Genomic DNA, 18,734 nt, shown 5'->3' on the forward strand with positions numbered 1-18,734 from the left:
GATTGCTTCGCTGCGCTCGCAATGATGTTGTGGACGGCCCCACCTAAACGGCATCAAGTGCCAAAACGTGGTCGCCGCAGCGCCACAAAGAGGGGGACTGTCCATGACGAAGTTTATCAGAGCCGCGATTGATCTGGGCAAGAACTATTTTCAGGTTCATGGGCTCGAGAGCGAGGGTGGCCGATCGATTTCGCGCAAGGTGAAGCGTTCGAAGCTGCACGAGGTCTTTTCGCAGATCGATCTCTGCCGGGTCGGTATGGAGGCGTGCGGTTCGGCGCATTATTGGGCTCGCCAATTGGTCGCGATGGGACACGAGGTAGTCCTGATCCCGCCCACTTACATCAAGCCCTATGTCAAGCGGGGCAAGAACGACGCGGTTGACGCGGCTGCGATCTGCGAGGCGATGTCCCGACCGGATATGCGCTTCGTGCCGATCAAGAGCGCGGAGCAGCAAGCCATTTTGATGCTGCACAAGACCCGCGAGCTGCTGATCAAGCAGCGCACGATGGCCGTCAATGCCTTGCGCGGCCACCTGGCCGAGTTCGGCATTGTCGCCGCCAAGGGTATCGGCCGCGTCGATGAACTCCTGGCGCAGGCGAAGGCGGATGCTGCGCTTCCGCCCATTGCCGCGGCCGCAGTGACCTGCATCGCTCAACATCTGGAAGGGCTCAACGCCTCGATCACGACCGTGGAAGAGGAACTCGCCAGGGCGCACAAGCAAAACCCGATCAGCCGCGTGCTCGACGAGATTCCAGGCGTCGGGACCCTGGTTGCGTCGGTGGTCGCGGCCAGTGTTCCCGATCCGGGCGTGTTCAAATCGGGGCGTGACTTCGCGGCATGGCTCGGTCTGACGCCCCGGCAAAATTCGAGCGGCGGCAAGGAGAAGCTCGGCGCAATCACCAAGCAGGGCAACCGCTACATCCGCAAAATGCTCGTCACGGGGGCAACCTCAGTGCTGCGTGTCGTAGGCAAGCGCACAGGCGCTTTGGCCGACTGGATCAACGCGCTGCGGGCCAGGAAGCCCGAGCGGCTGGTCGCCGTGGCTCTGGCCAATAAGCTGGCAAGGATCTGCTGGGCGATCATGACCACGGGCGAGGGCTTCCGTACCGACACCTATGTCAAGGCGTGAGCGCACCTCACCGTCTCAAACAGCCTTCACGAGGAGTATCCCGGTTCAAGATTGGTAAGCACGAAAGAAGTGATGAGCGATACGGTCACCGCCGAAAACCATGGACACCCCGACATCGTCACGAGCCACCAAGCTCGCCGCAATGATAGGGACCAGGGCAATCGGATTTCATCAGGGCCAGCGGTCATAAAGCCCGCACCAAAAGGCCGGACATATGACCGAAGCAGACCAACCTCGCTCCACACTTCAAAAAGCGCTTGCCAATAGGGGCCGTCCACATATGACGATGGGGCGTTGGGTGTGCGTACCACCTCACGCCGTCTTCGCGGCCTTCAGCCCCAGCCGCTGCTCCACCGCATCCCGCATCACGAATTTCTGGATCTTGCCGGTCACGGTCATCGGAAATTCGTCGACGAATTCCACATAGCGCGGGATCTTGTTGTGGGCGATCTGGCCATCGCAGAAAGCACGGACCTCCTCTGCGGTCAGCGTCTCGCCCGGCCTGACGCGGATCCAGGCGCAGAGCTCCTCGCCATAGCGGGTGTCCGCCACGCCAAAGATCTGCACGTCCTGGATTTTGGGATGACGATACAGAAACTCCTCGATCTCGCGCGGATAGAGGTTCTCGCCGCCGCGGATCACCAGGTCCTTGATGCGGCCGACGATGTTGCAATAGCCCTCGTCATCGATGGTGGCGAGGTCTCCGGTGTGCATCCAGCCATTGGCATCCAGCACATCGCCGGTCTTTTCCTTCTCCTCCCAATAGCCCAGCATGACGCTGTAACCCCGGGTGCAGAGCTCGCCGCGTTCGCCGCGCTTGACGATCCTGCCTTCGAGATCGACGACCTTCACCTCGACATGCGGATGAATTCGCCCGACGGTGGAGACGCGCCGTTCCAGCGGGTCGTCCGTCGCGCTCTGGAAGCTGACCGGGCTGGTCTCGGTCATGCCGTAGGCGATGGTGACCTCGCTCATGTTCATCTCGGTGTTGACGCGCTTCATCACCTCGATCGGGCAGGGCGCGCCGGCCATGATGCCAGTGCGCAGCGATTTCAAATTGAAGTTCTTGAACTCGGGGTGGTCGAGCTCCGCGATGAACATGGTCGGCACGCCGTACAGCGTCGTGCATTTCTCCTGCTCGATCGCGCGCAACGTCGCGAGCGGATCGAAGCCTTCGCCGGGATAGACCATGGTCGCGCCCAGCGTGACGGAGGCGAGGTTACCCATCACCATGCCGAAGCAATGATAGAGCGGCACGGGAATGCAGATGCGATCCCGTTCGGTCAGCCGCATCGCGCGTCCCGTGAAATAACCGTTGTTGAGGATATTGTGGTGGGTCAGCGTCACGCCCTTCGGTGATCCCGTGGTGCCGCTCGTGAACTGGATGTTGACGGGATCGTCGAACTGAAGCGCCGCGCCGAGCGTGGCGAGCTGCTCGCGATGCTTCGCGCCGCCCATGCGCCCGACGTCCTCGAAGGCGACGGTCCCGGGCGCTGAAGGTCCGCCGATCTGGATCACCATCCGCAACGCCGGCAGCCGCGCCGCCTGCAACTGCCCGGGCCTGGCGCTCGCGAGCTCCGGCAGCAGCGTGTTGAGCATCTCCATATATTGGCTGGACTTGAACGCCGTCGCGGTCACGATCGCAGCGCAGCCGACTTTCTTCAGCGCGAATTCCAGCTCGCTGAGCCGATAGGCGGGATTGATCGTCACCAGGATCAGGCCGGCCTTGGCAGCGGCAAATTGAGTGAGCGTCCATTCCGGACGGTTCAGCGACCAGATGCCGATCCGTTCGCCGCGTTCCAGCCCGAGCGCGAGAAAGCCTGCGGCGAGTGCGTCGACACGTTCGGCGAATTCCGTCCAGGTCCAGCGCACGCCGTGGCTGGGCGCGACCAGTGCCTCGCGGCTGCCCCAGCGCCGCACCGCATGATCGAGACTGCGGCCGATGGTGTCGCCGAGCAGCGGCGTGTCCGAGATGCCGCAAACGTAGCTGTCGGCTTTGCCTGCAAGATCGTTGGCCAAGTTCGTCTCCTCCAATCACTGCCTCGTGCCCTGGAGCCGATGGCTTTCGGGCACGAGGTTATCCCTTGCCGGGAAGGTGCGCGACGCCGCGCGCCTCATACTAAGGGGTTAGGCCGCCTTCTTGCCGCTGCCCGCATCGAGCCCGGCATAGACGCCTCGCTCGAATCCCGCGAACGCCTGTAAGCATTTTGCGTCGACGAACGGCAACACCTGCATCAGGATCACGCCGCAAACATCGCGCTGCGGGTCGATCCAGAAATAGGTGTTGGCGAGACCAGCCCACGCGAGGCTGCCGGCACTGCGACCCTCCGGCGTCTTGGCCGTATTGATCAGAAAGGACAGTCCCCACTTCTTCACGATGTCGGGGAAGAGATCGACGTCGTTGGTGTACATGGGCGCCACGGTGGTCATCTTGCCGATGGTGAGATCGCCGATGTGGTTCTGGCGCATCAGCGCGACCGTCTCGGGCTTCAGCAGCTGGTTGCCGCTGCCGCGGCCCTGGTTGAGGATCATCTGGGTAAACTTGATGTAGTCGCCGGCCGTGCTGTAAAGGCCGCCACCGCCCATGTGGAATTCCGGGTTCTGCTCGATCTCGAACGGTATCGGTGTCAACGATCCATCCTCGCCGCGCGCATGCGTGGCGACCAGCCGCTTGCGCATGTCCTCGGTGATCTTGAACGCGGTGTCGTTCATGCCGAGCGGCGCGAAGATGTTGTCGCGCAAGTAGGCATCGAGACGTTTGCCGCTCACGGCCTCAATCGCCTTGCCGACGAAGTCGATGTTGATGCCATATTCCCAGCGCGTTCCGGGGTCGGACATGATCGGAGTCTTCAGCGCGACGTTCTGGCAGGAAAAGATGTTCGGGGTTCCGGTCTTCTCCAGATATTGGGCGCAATCGCCGTTCCACACGTTGTAGGCGAAGCCGGCAGTGTGGGTCATGAGCTGGCGCAGCGTGATCGCGCTTTTCGCCGGCCGCAGTTTCGGCTCACCCTTGGCGTCAAAACCTTCCAGCACCTGCGGGTTGGCGAGATCGGGCAGCAGCGAACCGATCGGCGCATCGAGCGACAGCTTGCCCTGCTCGACCAGCTGCATCGCGCCGGCCGATGTCACCGCCTTCGTCATCGAGGCGATCCAGAATACGCTGTCCATTGTCATCGCATCCGGCTTGGATAGATCGCGCTTGCCGAACGCGCCCTGATACAGAACATCGCTGCCGCTGGCGGCGATCGCGACAACGCCGGGAATGTCCTTGGCGTCGCTTGCCTTGCTCAGAATCTGATCGATCTCAGCTTTGCTTTGCATCGCGTTTCCTCCGGTTTGATTATTGTTGGAAGTGATCGATTGTCCTCCCGCATCCGCTGCGCGGCAAGCGTGGCGATATGCATCCTGCGGTCGCGATGTCGTGACTTGACCGTCTGCGCTCCGCGCGGAACGACTGATCTGCAACACTTCTCCACAATCTGCGGTGGATGGCTGCAGCTCACCGTGACCTTGGATGGGCTCAGGCGGTATGTTTCGGGCGTTTGAGCACTTGAAACATTTTGTGCGTTGCGGCGTTCAGCTCGTGGCCCGATCGGCGGCTGCGTTAAGACTTGAAGCAAATTTGGCGACCGCTTGGCGGCCGCGGGGGACCTGAGATGATTTCGACCTGGAGCGAATGGAAGCGCTATCCCCGTCCCGGACGGGGCGACAATCTGGAAGCGCCGATCTCGCCCGGTATTTACGAGGTTCGCATCGCAGGCACTGGAGCGCTTTATTCGTTCGGCGCGGTCGACAATCTGGCGCAATCACTGGCGCTGCTGCCGGTCGGGTCGAAGTCCTGGTTCGGCCGCCGCGATACCTCCGACGTGCCCGATCTCGAATACCGGACCTGCGCGACCTCCTCGAAGGCCGGTGCCAAGGCGGCTGCCGAGCGCATGATCGGCCGGCGCGAGACCTATATGAACGGCGCAGCGTAGTTGCTGCGGGCATTTGCTTCCGCGTTCGCAATGCCCAACGTCTCCCCGCCGGTTGACTCTCAGCAGATGTGCGTTGCGGGACGGTGCATTGTGCACCTGATATCCCTATATTCCGGGCCGATCCTGACCGTCCGAGGAGTACGCCATGACGCCGACCGCCGCACGCGCCCAACATGCCACTGCCACCCTGCGTGACCGGTTGAAGGACCCGTCGCTGCTGAAGGAGGCCTGCTACATCGACGGCGCCTGGGTCGGGACGCCCGTGTTTGCCGTGAATAATCCCGCAACCGGTGTCGAGATCGCAAAAGTCCCGCAGCTTGGCGCGGACGAGACGACCAGGGCGGTCGAAGCCGCCCAGCGCGCGTTTCCCGCTTGGGCCAGGCATACCGCCAAGCAGCGCTCCAACATTTTGCGCAAATGGTTCGAGCTGATCATCGCCAGCCGCGAGGACCTCGCGCTGATCCTCACCTCCGAGCAGGGCAAGCCGCTGTCGGAGGCGCTGGGCGAGGTCGATATCGGCGCCGCCTATATCGAGTTCTTCGCCGAGGAAGCGAGGCGCGTCTATGGCGAGACCATTCCGACGCAGCGCCCCGATGCGCGGCTGCTCGCGATCAAGCAGCCGATCGGCGTCTGCGGCGCCATCACGCCGTGGAATTTCCCGAATTCGATGATCACGCGCAAGGTCTCGCCCGCGCTCGCGGCGGGCTGCACCGTGGTGCTGAAGCCTGCCAACGAGACGCCGCTGTCGGCGCTGGCACTGGCCGTGCTCGCCGAGAGAGCCGGTATCCCCAACGGCGTGCTCAACATCATCACGGGTGACGCTCCGCCGATCGGCAAGGTGCTGTGCGAGCATCCGGCAGTGCGCTTCGTCGGCTTCACCGGTTCGACCGCCGTCGGCAAGATCCTGTACCAGCAGGCTTCCGTCGGTGTGAAGCGGCTCGGCCTCGAGCTCGGCGGCAATGCGCCGTTCGTGGTGTTCGACGATGCCGACATCGACGCCGCGGTCGAGGGCGCGATCGTCTCGAAATACCGCAACATGGGCCAGACCTGCGTCTGCGCCAATCGCATCTACGCCCAGGACAAGATCTACGACGAGTTCGTCAAGAAACTGTCCGCAAAGGTCGCGGCGATGAAGATCGGCGACGGCACGGAGGCCGGTGTCACGCAAGGCCCGCTGATCAACATGAAGGCAATCGACAAGGTCGAGCGCCACATTGCGGATGCCGTCAAGCGCGGCGCCAAGGTCGTGACCGGCGGCAAGCGCAGCGAGCTCGGGCGGTCCTTCTTCGAGCCGACCGTGCTGGCTGATGTGAAGCCCGACTCGCTGGTATCGCAGGAAGAAACCTTCGGCCCGCTGGCGCCGGTGATCCGATTCAAGGACGAAGCGGACGTGATCGCGATGTGCAATGCCTCGCCGTTCGGCCTCGCGTCCTACTTCTACTCCCGTGATATCGGCCGCGTCTGGCGCGTCGCCGAAGCGCTGGAGTCTGGCATGGTCGGCGTCAACACCGGCCTGATCACCACCGAAGTCGCGCCGTTCGGCGGCGTCAAGGAAAGCGGCCTCGGGCGCGAAGGCTCGCGTCACGGCATGGAAGAATATGTCGAGATCAAATACGTGATGATGGCGGGGGTCTAACCGGCGGAAGGCGGCTTCAAGCCGCCTCCCGCTCGCGCGTTTACCGGCTTTACTGACAGCGATACATCTGGCCGTCGGCCATCTTGGTCATCGTACCGGGTTCGCAGACCATGCCGTTTCGCCTGCGCCATTCCTCCGGCGAGTAGGCGTAAGAGGCGTAAGGACCGCTATTCGCATAATGGTCCGTGCCGTAGGGGACGGTCCCCCATGCCGGTGACGTCGCGGCTATCGCGGCGGCTGTGCCAGCGGCTACGGCGCCCGCCCCGACTGCGGCGGCACCGTATCCGTACGCGGCTCGCCGCGTGTGTCGACGCGCCACGCCGGCAACGCTCACCGGAGTCAGCGGGCGACCGACGCGCGCCTGTGCGCTGTCGACCGATATCGAGACGCCGCGCTCCCCGGACCAGGCGAAGGAGAACAGCGCCGCGCAGGTGAACGTCGAGACTGCTATTGCAATTCTTGTCGCACGTGTACGTGTCATGTTTCGTCTCCATTGCTGTCTTCCAAATACGCTTTCGATGTCCAGGGGCCGTTGCGCGGTCCCTGGCGGTCTTCCTCGCGCTGGTTCAGGAGCGGCAACCGCGGCCGCACTTGCAATTCTGACAAACAAAGCTTCATTGGAGGCACGTCCGGTCGTGCTCGCAGTGCCAAATGGCACACGGGATCATAGTGGAAACCCGGGGCCAGGGGCTATTGTCCTAAGCGGCGCAATGGGTCACGCCAATTGCCCTATCAGCGTCGCGCAAGCCGCGCGGCGTCTCCTTCCCGGACGCGGGCTGGATTTCGCCACGCTCGCAATGACGGAGTGTGCTGGCGCAACTCGGCCTAAATCTTCAGCTCTTTCCCCGTCACCCGCCGATACGCTTCGAGGTACCGCTTGCTGGTGGCGTCCACCACGCTCGCCGGCAGTGGCGGCGGCGGGGCGTCGCCGTTCCAGCGGCCGGCGCGGCGCTCGACGTCGAGATAGTCGCGCAACGGTTGCTTGTCGAAGCTCGCCTGCGGCTGGCCGGGCTTGTAGGCATCGACCGCCCAGAAACGCGACGAATCCGGCGTCATCACCTCGTCGATCAGGATGATGCGGCCGTCCTTGTCGCGGCCGAACTCGAACTTGGTGTCAGCGATGATGATGCCCTGCTCGCGCGCCAGCTCCTCGCCGAGCGTGTAGATCGCACGCGTCATGCTTTCGAGCGTGTAGGCGACGTCATCGCCGACGACCTGGCGCATCTTCGCGATGGTGATGTTCTCGTCATGCCCGGTCTCCGCCTTGGTCGCCGGGCTGAAGATCGCAGGGTCGAGCTTCTCGCTCTCGACGAGGCCGGGTTTCAGCGTCTCGCCCGCCAGCGTGCCGCTCGCCGCATATTCCTTCCACGCCGAACCGGAGAGATAGCCGCGGATCACGCATTCGATCGGAAACACGGTGGTGCGGCGCGACAGCATGGCGCGGCCGAGGATTTCGCTGCGATGGGCTTGGAGCGCCGGGACGGCCGCGATGATCTCGTCGGTGTCGGCGCTGATCATGTGATGCGGCACGATGCCTTCGAGCTTGTTGAACCAGTATGCGCTGATCTGGGTCAGCACCGCGCCCTTCATCGGGATGGTCTCGCCCATCACGACGTCGAAGGCGCTGATGCGATCGGTGGTGAGGAGCAGCAGGCGGTCGTCGTCGACGGCGTAGACATCGCGCACCTTGCCGCGCCCGATCTTGGTCAGGGGCAGGTCGCTGGAGAGCATCGTGGTCATCGGCAGAGCTTTCGGAAAGGTTTTCGGCCGCACCTGATGGCACGGCCGAAAACCGGATTAGCCTATTCCGGCAGCGGAATGAACTCATGTTCCTGCGGAACCGCCGCGAAGCGGCCGGTTTTCCAGTCCTGCTTGGCCTGCTCGATCCGCTCCTTGCTGGAGGAGACGAAATTCCACCAGATGTGGCGCGGGCCCTCCAATGCATCGCCGCCGAGAAACATCATCCGCGTCGCTTTCAGCGCCTTCACGGTGATGCGGTCGCCGGGCCGGAAGATCAGCAGCCGCGGCCCCTCGTAACGTTCGTTCGCGATCTCGACCTCGCCGTCGACCACATAGATCGCGCGCTCCTCGTGGTCGGGGTCGAGCGGCACGCTCGCGCCGGCGGCCGCGGTGACCTCGGTGTAGAACCAGGGCGAGACCATCTTGACCGGCGAGGTGATGCCGAACGCGGAGCCGGCAATCACCCGCGCGGTGAAGTCGCGCTCGGAGATCATCGGCAGATCGCCCGCCGCATAATGCTGGAACGAGGGATCGATCTCTTCGGAGCCTTCAGGCAGCGCGATCCAGCTTTGCAGGCCGAGCATCTGCTGGCCCGAGGCGCGTTGCGCATCCGGGGTGCGCTCGGAATGCGCGATGCCGCGCCCCGCGGTCATCAAATTCATCGCGCCCGGCGCGATCTCCTGCACGTTACCCTCGCTGTCGCGATGCATGATCGAGCCGTCGAACAGATAGGTGACGGTGGCGAGCCCGATGTGCGGATGCGGCCGCACATCCATGCCCTTGCCGGAGACGAACTGCACCGGGCCGAAATGATCGAAGAAGATGAACGGCCCGACCATCTGCCGCTTGCCATGCGGCAGCGCGCGCCGGACGACGAATCCGTCGCCGAGATCGCGGGTGCGCGGCACGATGACGAGATCGAGCGCATCGCAGGACATGGGATCGCCGAGCACGGGATCGTTGGAGGGTTGCCAGCTCATGGTGGGCTCCTTCTTTATCAAGTGGGTCTGATCGTAGCAGGATTTGGCGTCGCCGTCGCGACAAAGGCCGACCACGTACTCCGCTGTCATCGCCCGCGAAAGCGGGCGATCCAGTACGCCGCGGCTCATCGGTTCAATCACGGCTGTCTCGGAGTACTGCATCGCCCGGTCCTGGTGCGCAATTGCGCACTGGCCGGGCGATGACAGTGGTGGTGAGGATGCTTCTTGAAAAAGCCGGCGCGACGAACGATGTTCGACCAACCGCAACCGCGACCGATCGCATCGCCTGATGACCCTTGCCGCCCTCGACCTCGCCTTTCGTGCTGCCAGCGTTGCGCTGCTGCTGATGCTGGCGGTGTCATTGCTCGCTGATTTTCGCAATGTGCTGGCGGCCCGCCTCGGTGCGGCTTTCGCGCTGAGCTCGGTCGCGCATGTCGTGAGCTATTCGCTGGATGTCACGTCGCCCATCCCGCTCTGGCATGCGCCGCTGATCGCAATATCGACCGGCACCATCGTGGTGTTCTGGCTGTTCACCCGCGCCGTGTTCCACGACGAGTTTAGCCTGCGCTGGTGGCACGGCCTGATCTGGGCGCTGGTAGCGGCTTTCAGCTTCGCGGGCTGCGTCTGGATTGCACCCGGCGGCCATGTGCGGTTCTCGGTGACGGTCGTCAATCTGATCTCGCTCGGCTTCATCACGCTTGCGGTCGGACAGATGATCGCCTCGTGGCCGGCCGATCTGGTCGAGCGCCGCCGCCGCGTTCGCGTCTTCATCGTCTGCGCCATCGCGCTCTATGGCGGGCTGAACGCGGTGCTCCAGATCGCCACCGCCGGCCGCCACGTCGGCGCTGCAGCCGAAACGATCAATGCCGGCGTGCTCGCCTGCACCGTCGCGGCGATCGTCCATGCCATGATGCGCATCGACGGGACGGATCTGTTTCCGGCCGAGGCGGAGCCCGCGCCGCCCCATGTTTCCAGTCAGCCCGCGGCCGATGATTGCGCCGATCAAAAGCTCATCGACGCCCTGATGCGGCTGATGGCGGACGAGCGGATCTATCGTCAGGAGAACATCACCATCGGCGCCCTGGCCACCCGGCTGAAAATTCCGGAATACCGGCTCCGGCGGTTGATCAACCAGCGGCTCGGCTATCGCAACTTCAATGTCTTCCTGAACAACCACCGGATCGAGGAAGCCAAGACCGCGCTCGCTGATCCCTCGCAGGCCGAGGTTCCCGTCATCACCATTGCGATGGACGCCGGCTTCCAGTCCCTCGGCCCCTTCAATCGCGCCTTCAAGGCGGTCACGGGCGTGACGCCGACGGAATACCGGCGCCTCAAGGCCGATGCGGCCTAGATATCTATACCCTTGAAATCGCGTAAGAATTCCAGAATCGACCAGCCTCGATCAGTTTCAACCAGGTCGTTTTCCAAATCCGGCGAGCGCGTATCGCCCGCTTCCGGCCTGCTCTCCCGCAACCCGCCCCGCAGCTGGAGAAAGCCCGTGACCCGTCGCCGTAAGATCATCCTCGCTATTACCGCCATCGCGTGTGCCGGCCTCGCCCTCGGCGCGGCGCGGGCGCGTGACGTGCCCAAGATTGCCACCGGCTTCATCGCCCATACGCTCTGCTCCGAGACGTTCGTCTCCGGCCTCGATCCCAAGCGCGATCTTGCCGAGACCATTGATGCGATGCCGGGTGCCGATCTGCTCACCTGGGCGATGAATCTCCAGGTCGATCGTGCCCGCAAGGACGTCACGGTGACACTGTTCGGCATCGGCCGCAGCCATGCCGTCTATCGCGAGGGGCTCGGCTGCACGCTCGAGCACGGCCAGGGGATCGCCGACCTCGCGCTGCCGCCCGACGACAAGCAGCCCGCATTGCTGCCCGAGATCACCGGTCCGGGACTGGTGACGCCGCAAAGCGAGGGCCTGTCGGTGGCGCTCGACCGCGCCTTCGCCGAGCCAACACAGCCGCCTTATCGCCGCACCCGCGCGATCGTCGTCATGAAGAATGGCCGCATCATTGCCGAGCGCTATGCCGACGGCATCGGCCCGCAGACGCAGCTGCTCGGCTTCTCCATGACCAAGTCGGTGACCTCGGCACTGACAGGCATCCTGGTGCGCCAGGGCAAGTTGAAGCTCGATGGGCCCGCGCCGGTCGCCGCCTGGCAAAATCCTGATGATCCGCGTCACGCCATCACCATCGATCAATTGCTGCGACACACCGCCGGCATTGCGCTTGGAAGCTCGTTGCAGGCCTCGCTGGGCTCCGTGCTCGAGCCTGTCAACACCATGAAATACGCCGAGGACGATATGGCGAGCTTTGCCGAGCGCGCGTCGCTCGCGACAGCACCGGGCACGGCATGGAATTATCACGACGGCAATACCATCATCCTCGCGGATCTGATCCGTCACGCCGCCGGCGGCAAGCCGGCCGATGCGCTGGCCTTCGCGCGCCGTGAATTGTTCGCGCCGCTCGGCATGCACGATGTCACGCTTCAGCTCGATGCTTCAGGCACGATCGAGGGCTCCGGCGAGATGATGGCATCCGCACGCGACTGGGCCCGCTTCGGCCAGCTCTATCTCAACGACGGCATCGTCGGCGGCAAGCGCATCCTGCCCGAAGGCTGGGTCAACTATTCCGCGTCTGCCACGCCCAGCGCGTGGGTCGGCATCGGCGCGGGCTTCTGGACCAACCAGGGCAACAGTTTTGGCGCGAAATTTCGCGTCGACCATGGCTGGCCGCGCGATGCGTTCTTCGCCAAGGGCACGATCGGGCAGTACACGATCGTGATCCCGTCGGAGAAGCTGGTGATCGTGCGTCTCGGCCGCTCGCCGAACTTCCCGCCGGATGCGGACGGCGTGTTCGATCTGGTGCGCGATGTCGTGGCGACAACGCGCGAGAAGGGGAAGCTGGCGGGGGCGAATTAGCGCGCTTTCTTCCTTCTCCCCGTGTGGGAGAAGGTGGCGCGAAGCGCCGGATGAGGGGTATCCATCCGGGCATTCAAATGAGCGCTGGATTCGCGGAGAGAACCCCTCACCCGGCTGCGCTTCGCGCATCCACCCTCTCCCACAAGGGGCGAGGGTGCACCGTCTGCGGTGAGAATCTACTGCCGTCCCAGCTCCGTCGCCTTCGCCACGCGATCGAAACGCTCCAGCGTCATGATCGCGTCGGCGAACTGGTCGGCTCGCGCATTCAGCACGGGCCGCGCCAGGGTCAGAAACTTCTGCTGCATCGCCTGCGCATCGGGGAAAGAGGTCGGCTCGCCGGAGGGATCGGCATAGACCCGCTCATGCACGCCGTCATCAGTCGTGATGCTGACGCGCGCGCCGAAAGGATGCGTGCGGCCAACCTCCAACCGGTCGTCCTGCACGACGTCGAACTTGTCGGCGAGAGCGTCGATGGCGGCATCGCCCAAGCGGTTGTAATCGTCCCAGCCGAACGAACCCTGGTCGAGTGCGAGCGCGCCGGTGAAGAACATCGAGAACTGGCCGCCGACGATCGAGGTCGGATGCCGCTTGGTCGCGGCATCGCCGGTCAGGGTGATGCCGTTGCGGTGCAGGCCGATCTCGACGCGCTTGACCTGGTCGGGCGTCAGATTGTGCTCGCGCCGCATCGCGATCAGCGCGTCGATCGCGGCATGGGTGTAGCGGCAGCTCGGATACGGCTTCACCCCGATCTTCATGGTCTCGTAGGTCTCGCCGAGGCCGGCGACCGCCTTGTCGGGATGCGCGTCGTCGGTGTAGCCGGCGAGCAGGCCGTGCTTGCCCTCGACCGATTCCGTCGCGCCGACGAAATCATTGCGCGCCAGCGTCGCCGCGATCACACCGTTCATCGCGGCGGCGCCGACCTGGTAGCGCTTGTTCCAGGCGCCGTTGACGAGGAACTGCAGCGAGCCCGCGGCCTGGCTGCCGGCAACGCCGAAGGCCGCGATGATCTGCGCTTCCGAGAGGCCGAACAATTTTGCCGCCGCCGCGGCCGAGCCGTAGGTGCCGGCAGTCGCGGTCGGATGGAAGCCGCGGGCATAATGCGAGGTCGGATCCAGCGCATTGCCGAGCCGGCAGCAGACCTCATAGCCCGCGACAACGGCCGTCAGCACATCGCGGCCCGAGGCGCCGACCATCTCGCCGACGGCGAAGGCGGCCGGAACCACCGGCGCGCTCGGATGCAGCGAGGAATCCGCGTGCGTGTCGTCGAAATCGAGGGAATGGCCGAGCGCGCCATTGAGCAGGGCGGCGATCGCCGGCGTCCAGGTCTTGCTGTCACCGAAGACGGTCGAGTGGCCCGTGGTGTCGAGCGCGAGCGCTTCCAGCATCTTCAGCAGCGAAGGCGTGGATTCGGCTTCGCTCCTCGCGCGGATGGCGCTGCCCAGGAAATCCAGCGTCAGCACCTTGGCGCGGCCCAGCACCTCCGCCGGAATATCGGCGAATTTCAGGTTGGCGACATACGTTGCGAGCGTTGCGGTTTCGTGGGCCATCGTGTTTCCTCGTTTTGGCCGGCAAGTTAGGCGGGCTGATTTTGCCTTTCAAGCGGCCTCGGGGCTGCGGGCATCAGCTATGCTTTCGGCTGGCTTTGAAGAGGATCGGGACATCAGACGATGGCAGGGGCAAAGGAGCTGTTCGACCGGATCCGGTCGCGGCGAACGCAATTGGGGCTGGCGATCCGGGTCACGGTCGCGGCGGTGGCGGCCTATGCGATCGCAACCGCGCTGCATCTGTTGCTGCCGCTCTGGGCGGTGCTGACCTCGCTGATCGTGACCCAGATGAGCGTCGGCCGCTCGCTGAAGGCGACGCGCGACTACATGCTCGGCACGATTGGCGGCGCGATCTATGGCGGCACCATCGCGATCACGCTTCCCTACTCCAGCGAAGCGGGCCTGTTGGGGCTCTTGGTGCTGGCCGTCGCGCCGCTCGCCTTCGTCGCTGCGATCTATCCGAACCTGAGCACCGCCACCGTGACCGCCGTGATCGTGCTGCTGGTTCCGACCATGCATCATGCCGATCCCATGGCGTCGGCGATCGATCGCGTCTGCGAGGTCGGCGTCGGAGCCATCACCGGGCTGCTGGTCTCTTTCCTGGTGCTGCCCTCGCGCGCTGTCAGGCAGATTCGCGCCAGCGCGGCGAAGCTGCTCGAACTGATCGCGGACGCTTTCAACGAATTGCTCGCTGGCCTCACGCGGGGCCGTGACAACGATGCGCTGCACCGGATCCAGGACGGCATCGGCACCGCGATGGTGGGCATGAATGCGATCGGGACCGAGGCCGAGCGCGAGCGTTCGGCGCGGCTGTCGAGCGGCCCTGATACCGGTCCCTTGCTGCGCACGATCCTGCGGCTGCGCCATGACGTGGTGATGATCGGCCGCGCCACCGTGGTGCCGCTGCCCGTCGAAGTGCAGGTCAGGCTCGCCGCACCGCTGGCGGAAGTCAGCGCGGCGATCGTGCGGTTCCTGAAATCGGCGGCTGAAGCCATCCGCGAGGGCGCCGGCGCGCCGCCGATCCATCCCGTGCATGTCGCGCTCCAGCATTATTCCGAGGCGGTTGCGGCCGTGCGCCAGGACGGCCTGATCCGCGGCCAGCCCGCCGAGACCGCGGAGCGCTTTTTCGCACTCGGTTTCTCGCTGGAGCAGATGCACCAGAACCTGTGCGATCTCGATCGCGTCGTCGGCGAATGGTCGGAAGCCGCGGCGGATGGGCCGGTGAAGGTCGCGAAGTGAGGTAGCGACGGCAAAGGAGCCGCGTCACCGCGCCGGCTGCTCGATTCTCGCCATCATGCCGCGGGCCACGAGCTTGTGGAACGGTGTGATCAGCGTGAGATAGATCCGGCCGAGCAGATTGTTCGTTTTCACCAGGGTGGTCAACGTGACCCGGCGGCTCGCTGCATTCCCGGCCACGTCGACCACAATGCGGAAATCGAGGTGAGAATCGTTGAAGCCGGCGATCAGCCGCTCCGGTGTCTCGCTCAACACCGGAAACAGGCCGATCAGGCCGCCGGGCGCCGGCGCGCCTTCGCCCGATGTCTTGAGCCCGAACGGCGTCACGAGAACGTTGCGCAGCCGCACCAGCGCATCGACCCAGCGCGGCCCGTTCAGCACCATCCTCGTGCAGGCCTCGCGGGCGTTCACCGCCGCTTTGCCGATGTCGACGCGAAACGCGTCGATGAATTGCGCGCCTGCCAGCACGGTGCCGGCCTCGACATCAGGGGTGATTTCGCGAACACGGCCCGTCATCCCGCGATCTTGCGCGTCAGCATCCGGAAACGCAAGATCAGGAGTGCGGCATAGACGAACGATCCGATCGACAGTCCGATCCAGACGCCGACCGCGCCAAGGTCGGCATGGAAGGCAAGCATCCAGGCGATCGGGAAGCCGACGCACCAATAACCAATCGCCGCGAACACCAGCGTCATCCGGGTGTCATTGATGCCGCGCAGCGCGCCGCCCATGATGGTCTGGAGCGCATCGGCCACGAAGAAGGTCGCGCCGACCAGGAGCAGCGTTGCGGTCAACGCGACCGTCGGCGCACTCGCCTCGCTGCTGCCGAGGAAAAGCCGGCCGATTTCATAGCGGCCGAGGATGATGGCGATCGTCAGGCCTGCGACGAACGTGATGCCGAGCACCGCTGCGACGAGGCCAGCGCGTCGGACGCCGGCCGGCTCGTTACGGCCGAAAGCGTGGCCGACCCGAACGGTTGCAGCCATACCGATGCCGAGCGGGACCATGAACAGCACGGCCGTGACCTGGAGCGCGATCTGGTGCGCGGCCAGCGCGGTGGTCGAGATCAGCCCCATCAACAGCGCCGCCGAAGAGAATAGGCCGTATTCCAGCAGCAGCGAAAACGAGATCGGCGCGCCGATCACGATCAGCTGGCGCATCAAGGGCCAGTCGATCCGCCAGAGATGCGCGAGCGGATGATAGTTTGCGAACGGCTTGCGCCAGGCGGCGATGGCGAGCGCGGCGACGAAGGTGCCCAGATTGACCAAAGTGGTCGCGAGCCCCGCGCCGAACAGGCCGAGCTCCGGCAAGCCGAACAGGCCATGGATCAGGCAATAGACCAGCGCGAAATTCGCGGGGATCGCCGCAAGCGTGATCCACAGCGGCGCCTGCGGCCGGTTCACTGCGCTCATCATGCTGCGGATCGCGATGAAGCCGAGCGCCGGCGCGATGCCCCAGGCGAGGCCATTGAGATAGCGCTGCGCGAGCGCGGCCGAATGCGGCGCCTGTCCGAGCGCCGTCAGGATGTGCTCGCCATAGAGCGGCGAGGCCATGATCGGCAGCGAGATCAGCAGCGCGGCCCACAGGCCGACGCGCAAGGAGAGGCGGATGCGTCTGATGTCGCCGGCGCCGAACGCCTGGGCAGCCAGCGGCGACACCGCGGCCATCAATCCAAGCCCAAAGGTGAAGCTGACGAAATAGACGGTGTGCGCAAGTGCCGCAGCCGCGACCGAATCCTCGCCGAGCCTTCCGATCAGCACCAGATCGCTCGTGATCATCGCGATCTGCCCGAGCTGCGTCAGCATCATCGGCACGGCCAGCCGCAACGTCTCGACGAATTCCTGCGCGAGATGGCTGGTGTGGACGCCGGCTTGCGGCGGCTGTTGTGATTGGACGCTGTCGAGCATGGCGGGTCACTAGCACAGCCGCAAGTCGAAAACATGGCTCAGCTTCTCACCCCTCTCCCCCTGCGGGAGAGGGTGGCTCGCCCGCGCAGCGGCGAGACGGGTGAGGGGTCTCTCTCCGCCAGTTCAACTCTCACTGAATTCGCGGAAACAACCCCTCATCCGGCGCTTCGCGCCACCTTCTCCCACAAGGGAGAAGGAAGAAAGCGCTCACCCGTTGCGTTCGGGCACGCGCCGGATCTTCGCGCCGAGCGCGTTCAGCCGTTCGTCGATGCGCTCGTAGCCGCGTTCGATCTGGTCGGCGTTGTTGATGGTGGAGGTGCCCTCGGCGCACACGGCTGCGAGCAGCATCGCCATGCCGGCGCGGATGTCGGGCGAGCTCAGCGTCGCGCCGTGCAGCCGGCTGGGGCCCGCGATGATGGCGCGATGCGGATCGCACAGCACGATGCGCGCGCCCATGCCGATCAGCTTGTCGACGAAGAACATCCTGGACTCGAACATCTTTTCGAACATCAGGATCACGCCCTCGCATTGCGTGGCGGTGACGATCGCGATCGACATCAGATCGGCGGGGAAGGCCGGCCAGGGCTGGTCCTCCAGCTTCGGCACGTGGCCGCCGAAATCGTCCTGGATCTTCAGCGTCTGGTTCGAGGGCACGATGAGATCGTCGCCCTCGACGCGGCAGACGATGCCGAGCCGCTCGAAACCCATGCGGATCGAACGCAGATGCTCGACGCCGGCACGGACAATACGAAGTGGCGAGCGCGTCACGGCGGCAAGTCCGATCAGCGAGCCCACCTCGATATGATCCGGCTGGATCGAATAGCGTGCTTCCCCCAGCGTCGCCGCACCGTGGATCACCATGGTGTTGGTGCCGATACCCTCGATCGTCGCGCCGAGCGCCACCAGGAAATTGGCGAGGTCCTGCACATGCGGTTCGGAAGCCGCATTGCGAAGATAAGTGATGCCGCTGGCCGCAACGGCGGCGATCAGCGCGTTCTCGGTCGCGGTGACGCTCGGCTCGTCCAGGAACACGTCGGCGCCCGTGAGTTTTGGCGCGCGGAATTCGAGACGGTCGGTTGCAGTGACCTTGGCACCGAGTTGCTCCAGTGCGAGCACATGCGTGTCGAGCCGACGCCGGCCGATGACGTCGCCGCCCGGCGGCGGCAGCATCACCTCGCCGCAGCGCGCGAGCAGTGGGCCCGCGAGCAGGATCGAGGCGCGGATGCGGACGCAGAGCTCGGGATCGAGATCGGCGGCGCGGATGCTCCTGGCGTGGATGTGAAGCGTGTTGCGTTCCGTCCACTCCGCGGACGCACCGACCGAGCGGATCAACTCGACCAGCGTCTCGGTGTCGCGAATCCGCGGCACGTTCTGAAGCGTCACCGGATGCTCGGTGAGCAGCGCGGCCGCGATGATCGGCAGCGCCGAATTCTTGTTGCCGGCCGGCTCGATCGAGCCCGAGAGCCGGTGACCGCCCTCGACGATGTATTGGATGGGCGCCACTTGGATCTCTCCGTCCTGGTGTGGTGGGGCGGGCTGGTTTGGAGGCGGAAACTACCCAGAAACGGGCAGGGTAGCAATTCGAGCTTGATTGGTTGCAACGGAGACGGTGCGCTCCCTTTCCGCTTGCGGGAGAGGGTCGGGGAGAGGGTGCCTCCG

15 protein-coding genes are annotated in these 18,734 nt (G+C 64.7%); 6 read left to right on the plus strand and 9 right to left on the minus strand.

From position 1 onward, the window contains the following. Nucleotides 1-103: 103 nt before the first annotated feature. A complete protein-coding gene (locus BM222_RS21945) occupies nt 104-1,129 on the plus strand; it encodes an IS110 family RNA-guided transposase (RefSeq protein ID WP_143106014.1) in 1,026 nt (341 codons plus the stop codon). Between the two features lie 312 nt (nt 1,130-1,441). On the opposite strand, the gene BM222_RS21950 is transcribed toward BM222_RS21945, so the two are convergent. Together BM222_RS21950 and BM222_RS21955 are read right to left on the minus strand one after the other, a co-directional pair. Beyond that, a complete protein-coding gene (locus BM222_RS21950) occupies nt 1,442-3,148 on the minus strand; it encodes an AMP-binding protein (protein ID WP_092231932.1) in 1,707 nt (568 codons plus the stop codon). A 108-nt stretch (nt 3,149-3,256) separates the two neighbouring features. Beyond that, nucleotides 3,257-4,450 carry a serine hydrolase domain-containing protein gene (locus BM222_RS21955; protein WP_092231935.1) on the minus strand — a complete coding sequence of 398 codons (1,194 nt, stop codon included), beginning with the start codon at nt 4,448-4,450 and terminating at the stop codon, nt 3,257-3,259. 335 nt (nt 4,451-4,785) lie between these two features. On the opposite strand from BM222_RS21955, the gene BM222_RS21960 reads away from it, so the two are divergent. Together BM222_RS21960 and BM222_RS21965 are read left to right on the plus strand one after the other, a co-directional pair. After that, complete coding sequence (locus BM222_RS21960; RefSeq protein WP_092231938.1) at nt 4,786-5,106, plus strand: hypothetical protein; 321 nt, start codon at nt 4,786-4,788, stop codon at nt 5,104-5,106. Between the two features lie 145 nt (nt 5,107-5,251). Then, entirely contained in the window at nt 5,252-6,742 is a 1,491-nt protein-coding gene (locus BM222_RS21965) for an NAD-dependent succinate-semialdehyde dehydrogenase (protein WP_092231941.1), read from the plus strand. 49 nt (nt 6,743-6,791) lie between these two features. On the opposite strand, the gene BM222_RS42205 is transcribed toward BM222_RS21965, so the two are convergent. From BM222_RS42205 to BM222_RS21985, 3 genes are all read right to left on the minus strand, one after another. After that, nucleotides 6,792-7,223: a hypothetical protein gene (locus BM222_RS42205; RefSeq protein WP_244547208.1), complete on the minus strand. Its 432-nt coding sequence runs from the start codon at nt 7,221-7,223 to the stop codon at nt 6,792-6,794. A 344-nt stretch (nt 7,224-7,567) separates the two neighbouring features. Further along, the gene (locus BM222_RS21980; protein ID WP_092232255.1) at nt 7,568-8,482 is read right to left on the minus strand and encodes a phosphoribosylaminoimidazolesuccinocarboxamide synthase; all 915 of its coding nucleotides are present in this window, start codon (nt 8,480-8,482) and stop codon (nt 7,568-7,570) included. A gap of 62 nt (nt 8,483-8,544) precedes the next feature. Continuing rightward, a complete protein-coding gene (locus tag BM222_RS21985; protein ID WP_092232258.1) occupies nt 8,545-9,462 on the minus strand; it encodes a pirin family protein in 918 nt (305 codons plus the stop codon). A gap of 289 nt (nt 9,463-9,751) precedes the next feature. Here BM222_RS21985 and BM222_RS21990 point away from each other — a divergent pair, with 289 nt between their 5' ends. After that, on the plus strand, nt 9,752-10,813 hold the full coding sequence (locus BM222_RS21990; RefSeq protein WP_092231945.1) for an AraC family transcriptional regulator: 1,062 nt from the start codon (nt 9,752-9,754) through the stop codon (nt 10,811-10,813). 147 nt (nt 10,814-10,960) lie between these two features. Continuing rightward, nucleotides 10,961-12,388, plus strand: coding sequence for a serine hydrolase domain-containing protein (locus tag BM222_RS21995; RefSeq protein ID WP_092231948.1), 1,428 nt, complete (start codon nt 10,961-10,963; stop codon nt 12,386-12,388). 176 nt (nt 12,389-12,564) lie between these two features. Here the strand turns inward: BM222_RS21995 and BM222_RS22000 are convergent, their stop codons facing one another. Next, nucleotides 12,565-13,935, minus strand: a complete 1,371-nt coding sequence (locus BM222_RS22000; protein WP_092231952.1) for an MmgE/PrpD family protein — start codon at nt 13,933-13,935, stop codon at nt 12,565-12,567. A 120-nt stretch (nt 13,936-14,055) separates the two neighbouring features. On the opposite strand from BM222_RS22000, the gene BM222_RS22005 reads away from it, so the two are divergent. Then, nucleotides 14,056-15,171: an FUSC family protein gene (locus BM222_RS22005; RefSeq protein ID WP_092231954.1), complete on the plus strand. Its 1,116-nt coding sequence runs from the start codon at nt 14,056-14,058 to the stop codon at nt 15,169-15,171. 24 nt (nt 15,172-15,195) lie between these two features. Here the strand turns inward: BM222_RS22005 and BM222_RS22010 are convergent, their stop codons facing one another. The 3 genes from BM222_RS22010 to murA form a co-directional block, all read right to left on the minus strand. Continuing rightward, nucleotides 15,196-15,684, minus strand: coding sequence for a DUF2867 domain-containing protein (locus BM222_RS22010; protein WP_092231957.1), 489 nt, complete (start codon nt 15,682-15,684; stop codon nt 15,196-15,198). Beyond that, a complete protein-coding gene (locus tag BM222_RS22015; protein WP_092231960.1) occupies nt 15,681-17,075 on the minus strand; it encodes an MATE family efflux transporter in 1,395 nt (464 codons plus the stop codon). Before BM222_RS22015 ends, BM222_RS22010 begins: the two co-directional genes overlap by 4 nt. 207 nt (nt 17,076-17,282) lie before the next feature. Further along, on the minus strand, nt 17,283-18,578 hold the full coding sequence (gene murA, locus BM222_RS22020; protein WP_092231963.1) for a UDP-N-acetylglucosamine 1-carboxyvinyltransferase: 1,296 nt from the start codon (nt 18,576-18,578) through the stop codon (nt 17,283-17,285). Nucleotides 18,579-18,734 lie beyond the last annotated feature (156 nt).

Source organism: Bradyrhizobium sp. Gha, from assembly GCF_900113735.1.
In the GTDB taxonomy this organism is placed as follows: Bacteria; Pseudomonadota; Alphaproteobacteria; order Rhizobiales; family Xanthobacteraceae; genus Bradyrhizobium.

Excerpts from the sequence above, each read along its gene's own strand:
- BM222_RS21945 (WP_143106014.1), top strand. The coding sequence starts at position 104 with ATGACGAAGTTTATCAGAGCCGCGATTGATCTGGGCAAGAACTATTTT.
- BM222_RS21955 (WP_092231935.1), bottom strand. The coding sequence starts at position 4,450 with ATGCAAAGCAAAGCTGAGATCGATCAGATTCTGAGCAAGGCAAGCGAC.
- BM222_RS21960 (WP_092231938.1), top strand. The coding sequence starts at position 4,786 with ATGATTTCGACCTGGAGCGAATGGAAGCGCTATCCCCGTCCCGGACGG.
- BM222_RS21965 (WP_092231941.1), top strand. The coding sequence starts at position 5,252 with ATGACGCCGACCGCCGCACGCGCCCAACATGCCACTGCCACCCTGCGT.
- BM222_RS42205 (WP_244547208.1), bottom strand. The coding sequence starts at position 7,223 with ATGACACGTACACGTGCGACAAGAATTGCAATAGCAGTCTCGACGTTC.
- BM222_RS21980 (WP_092232255.1), bottom strand. The coding sequence starts at position 8,482 with ATGACCACGATGCTCTCCAGCGACCTGCCCCTGACCAAGATCGGGCGC.
- BM222_RS21985 (WP_092232258.1), bottom strand. The coding sequence starts at position 9,462 with ATGAGCTGGCAACCCTCCAACGATCCCGTGCTCGGCGATCCCATGTCC.
- BM222_RS21990 (WP_092231945.1), top strand. The coding sequence starts at position 9,752 with ATGACCCTTGCCGCCCTCGACCTCGCCTTTCGTGCTGCCAGCGTTGCG.
- BM222_RS22000 (WP_092231952.1), bottom strand. The coding sequence starts at position 13,935 with ATGGCCCACGAAACCGCAACGCTCGCAACGTATGTCGCCAACCTGAAA.
- BM222_RS22005 (WP_092231954.1), top strand. The coding sequence starts at position 14,056 with ATGGCAGGGGCAAAGGAGCTGTTCGACCGGATCCGGTCGCGGCGAACG.
- BM222_RS22010 (WP_092231957.1), bottom strand. The coding sequence starts at position 15,684 with ATGACGGGCCGTGTTCGCGAAATCACCCCTGATGTCGAGGCCGGCACC.
- BM222_RS22015 (WP_092231960.1), bottom strand. The coding sequence starts at position 17,075 with ATGCTCGACAGCGTCCAATCACAACAGCCGCCGCAAGCCGGCGTCCAC.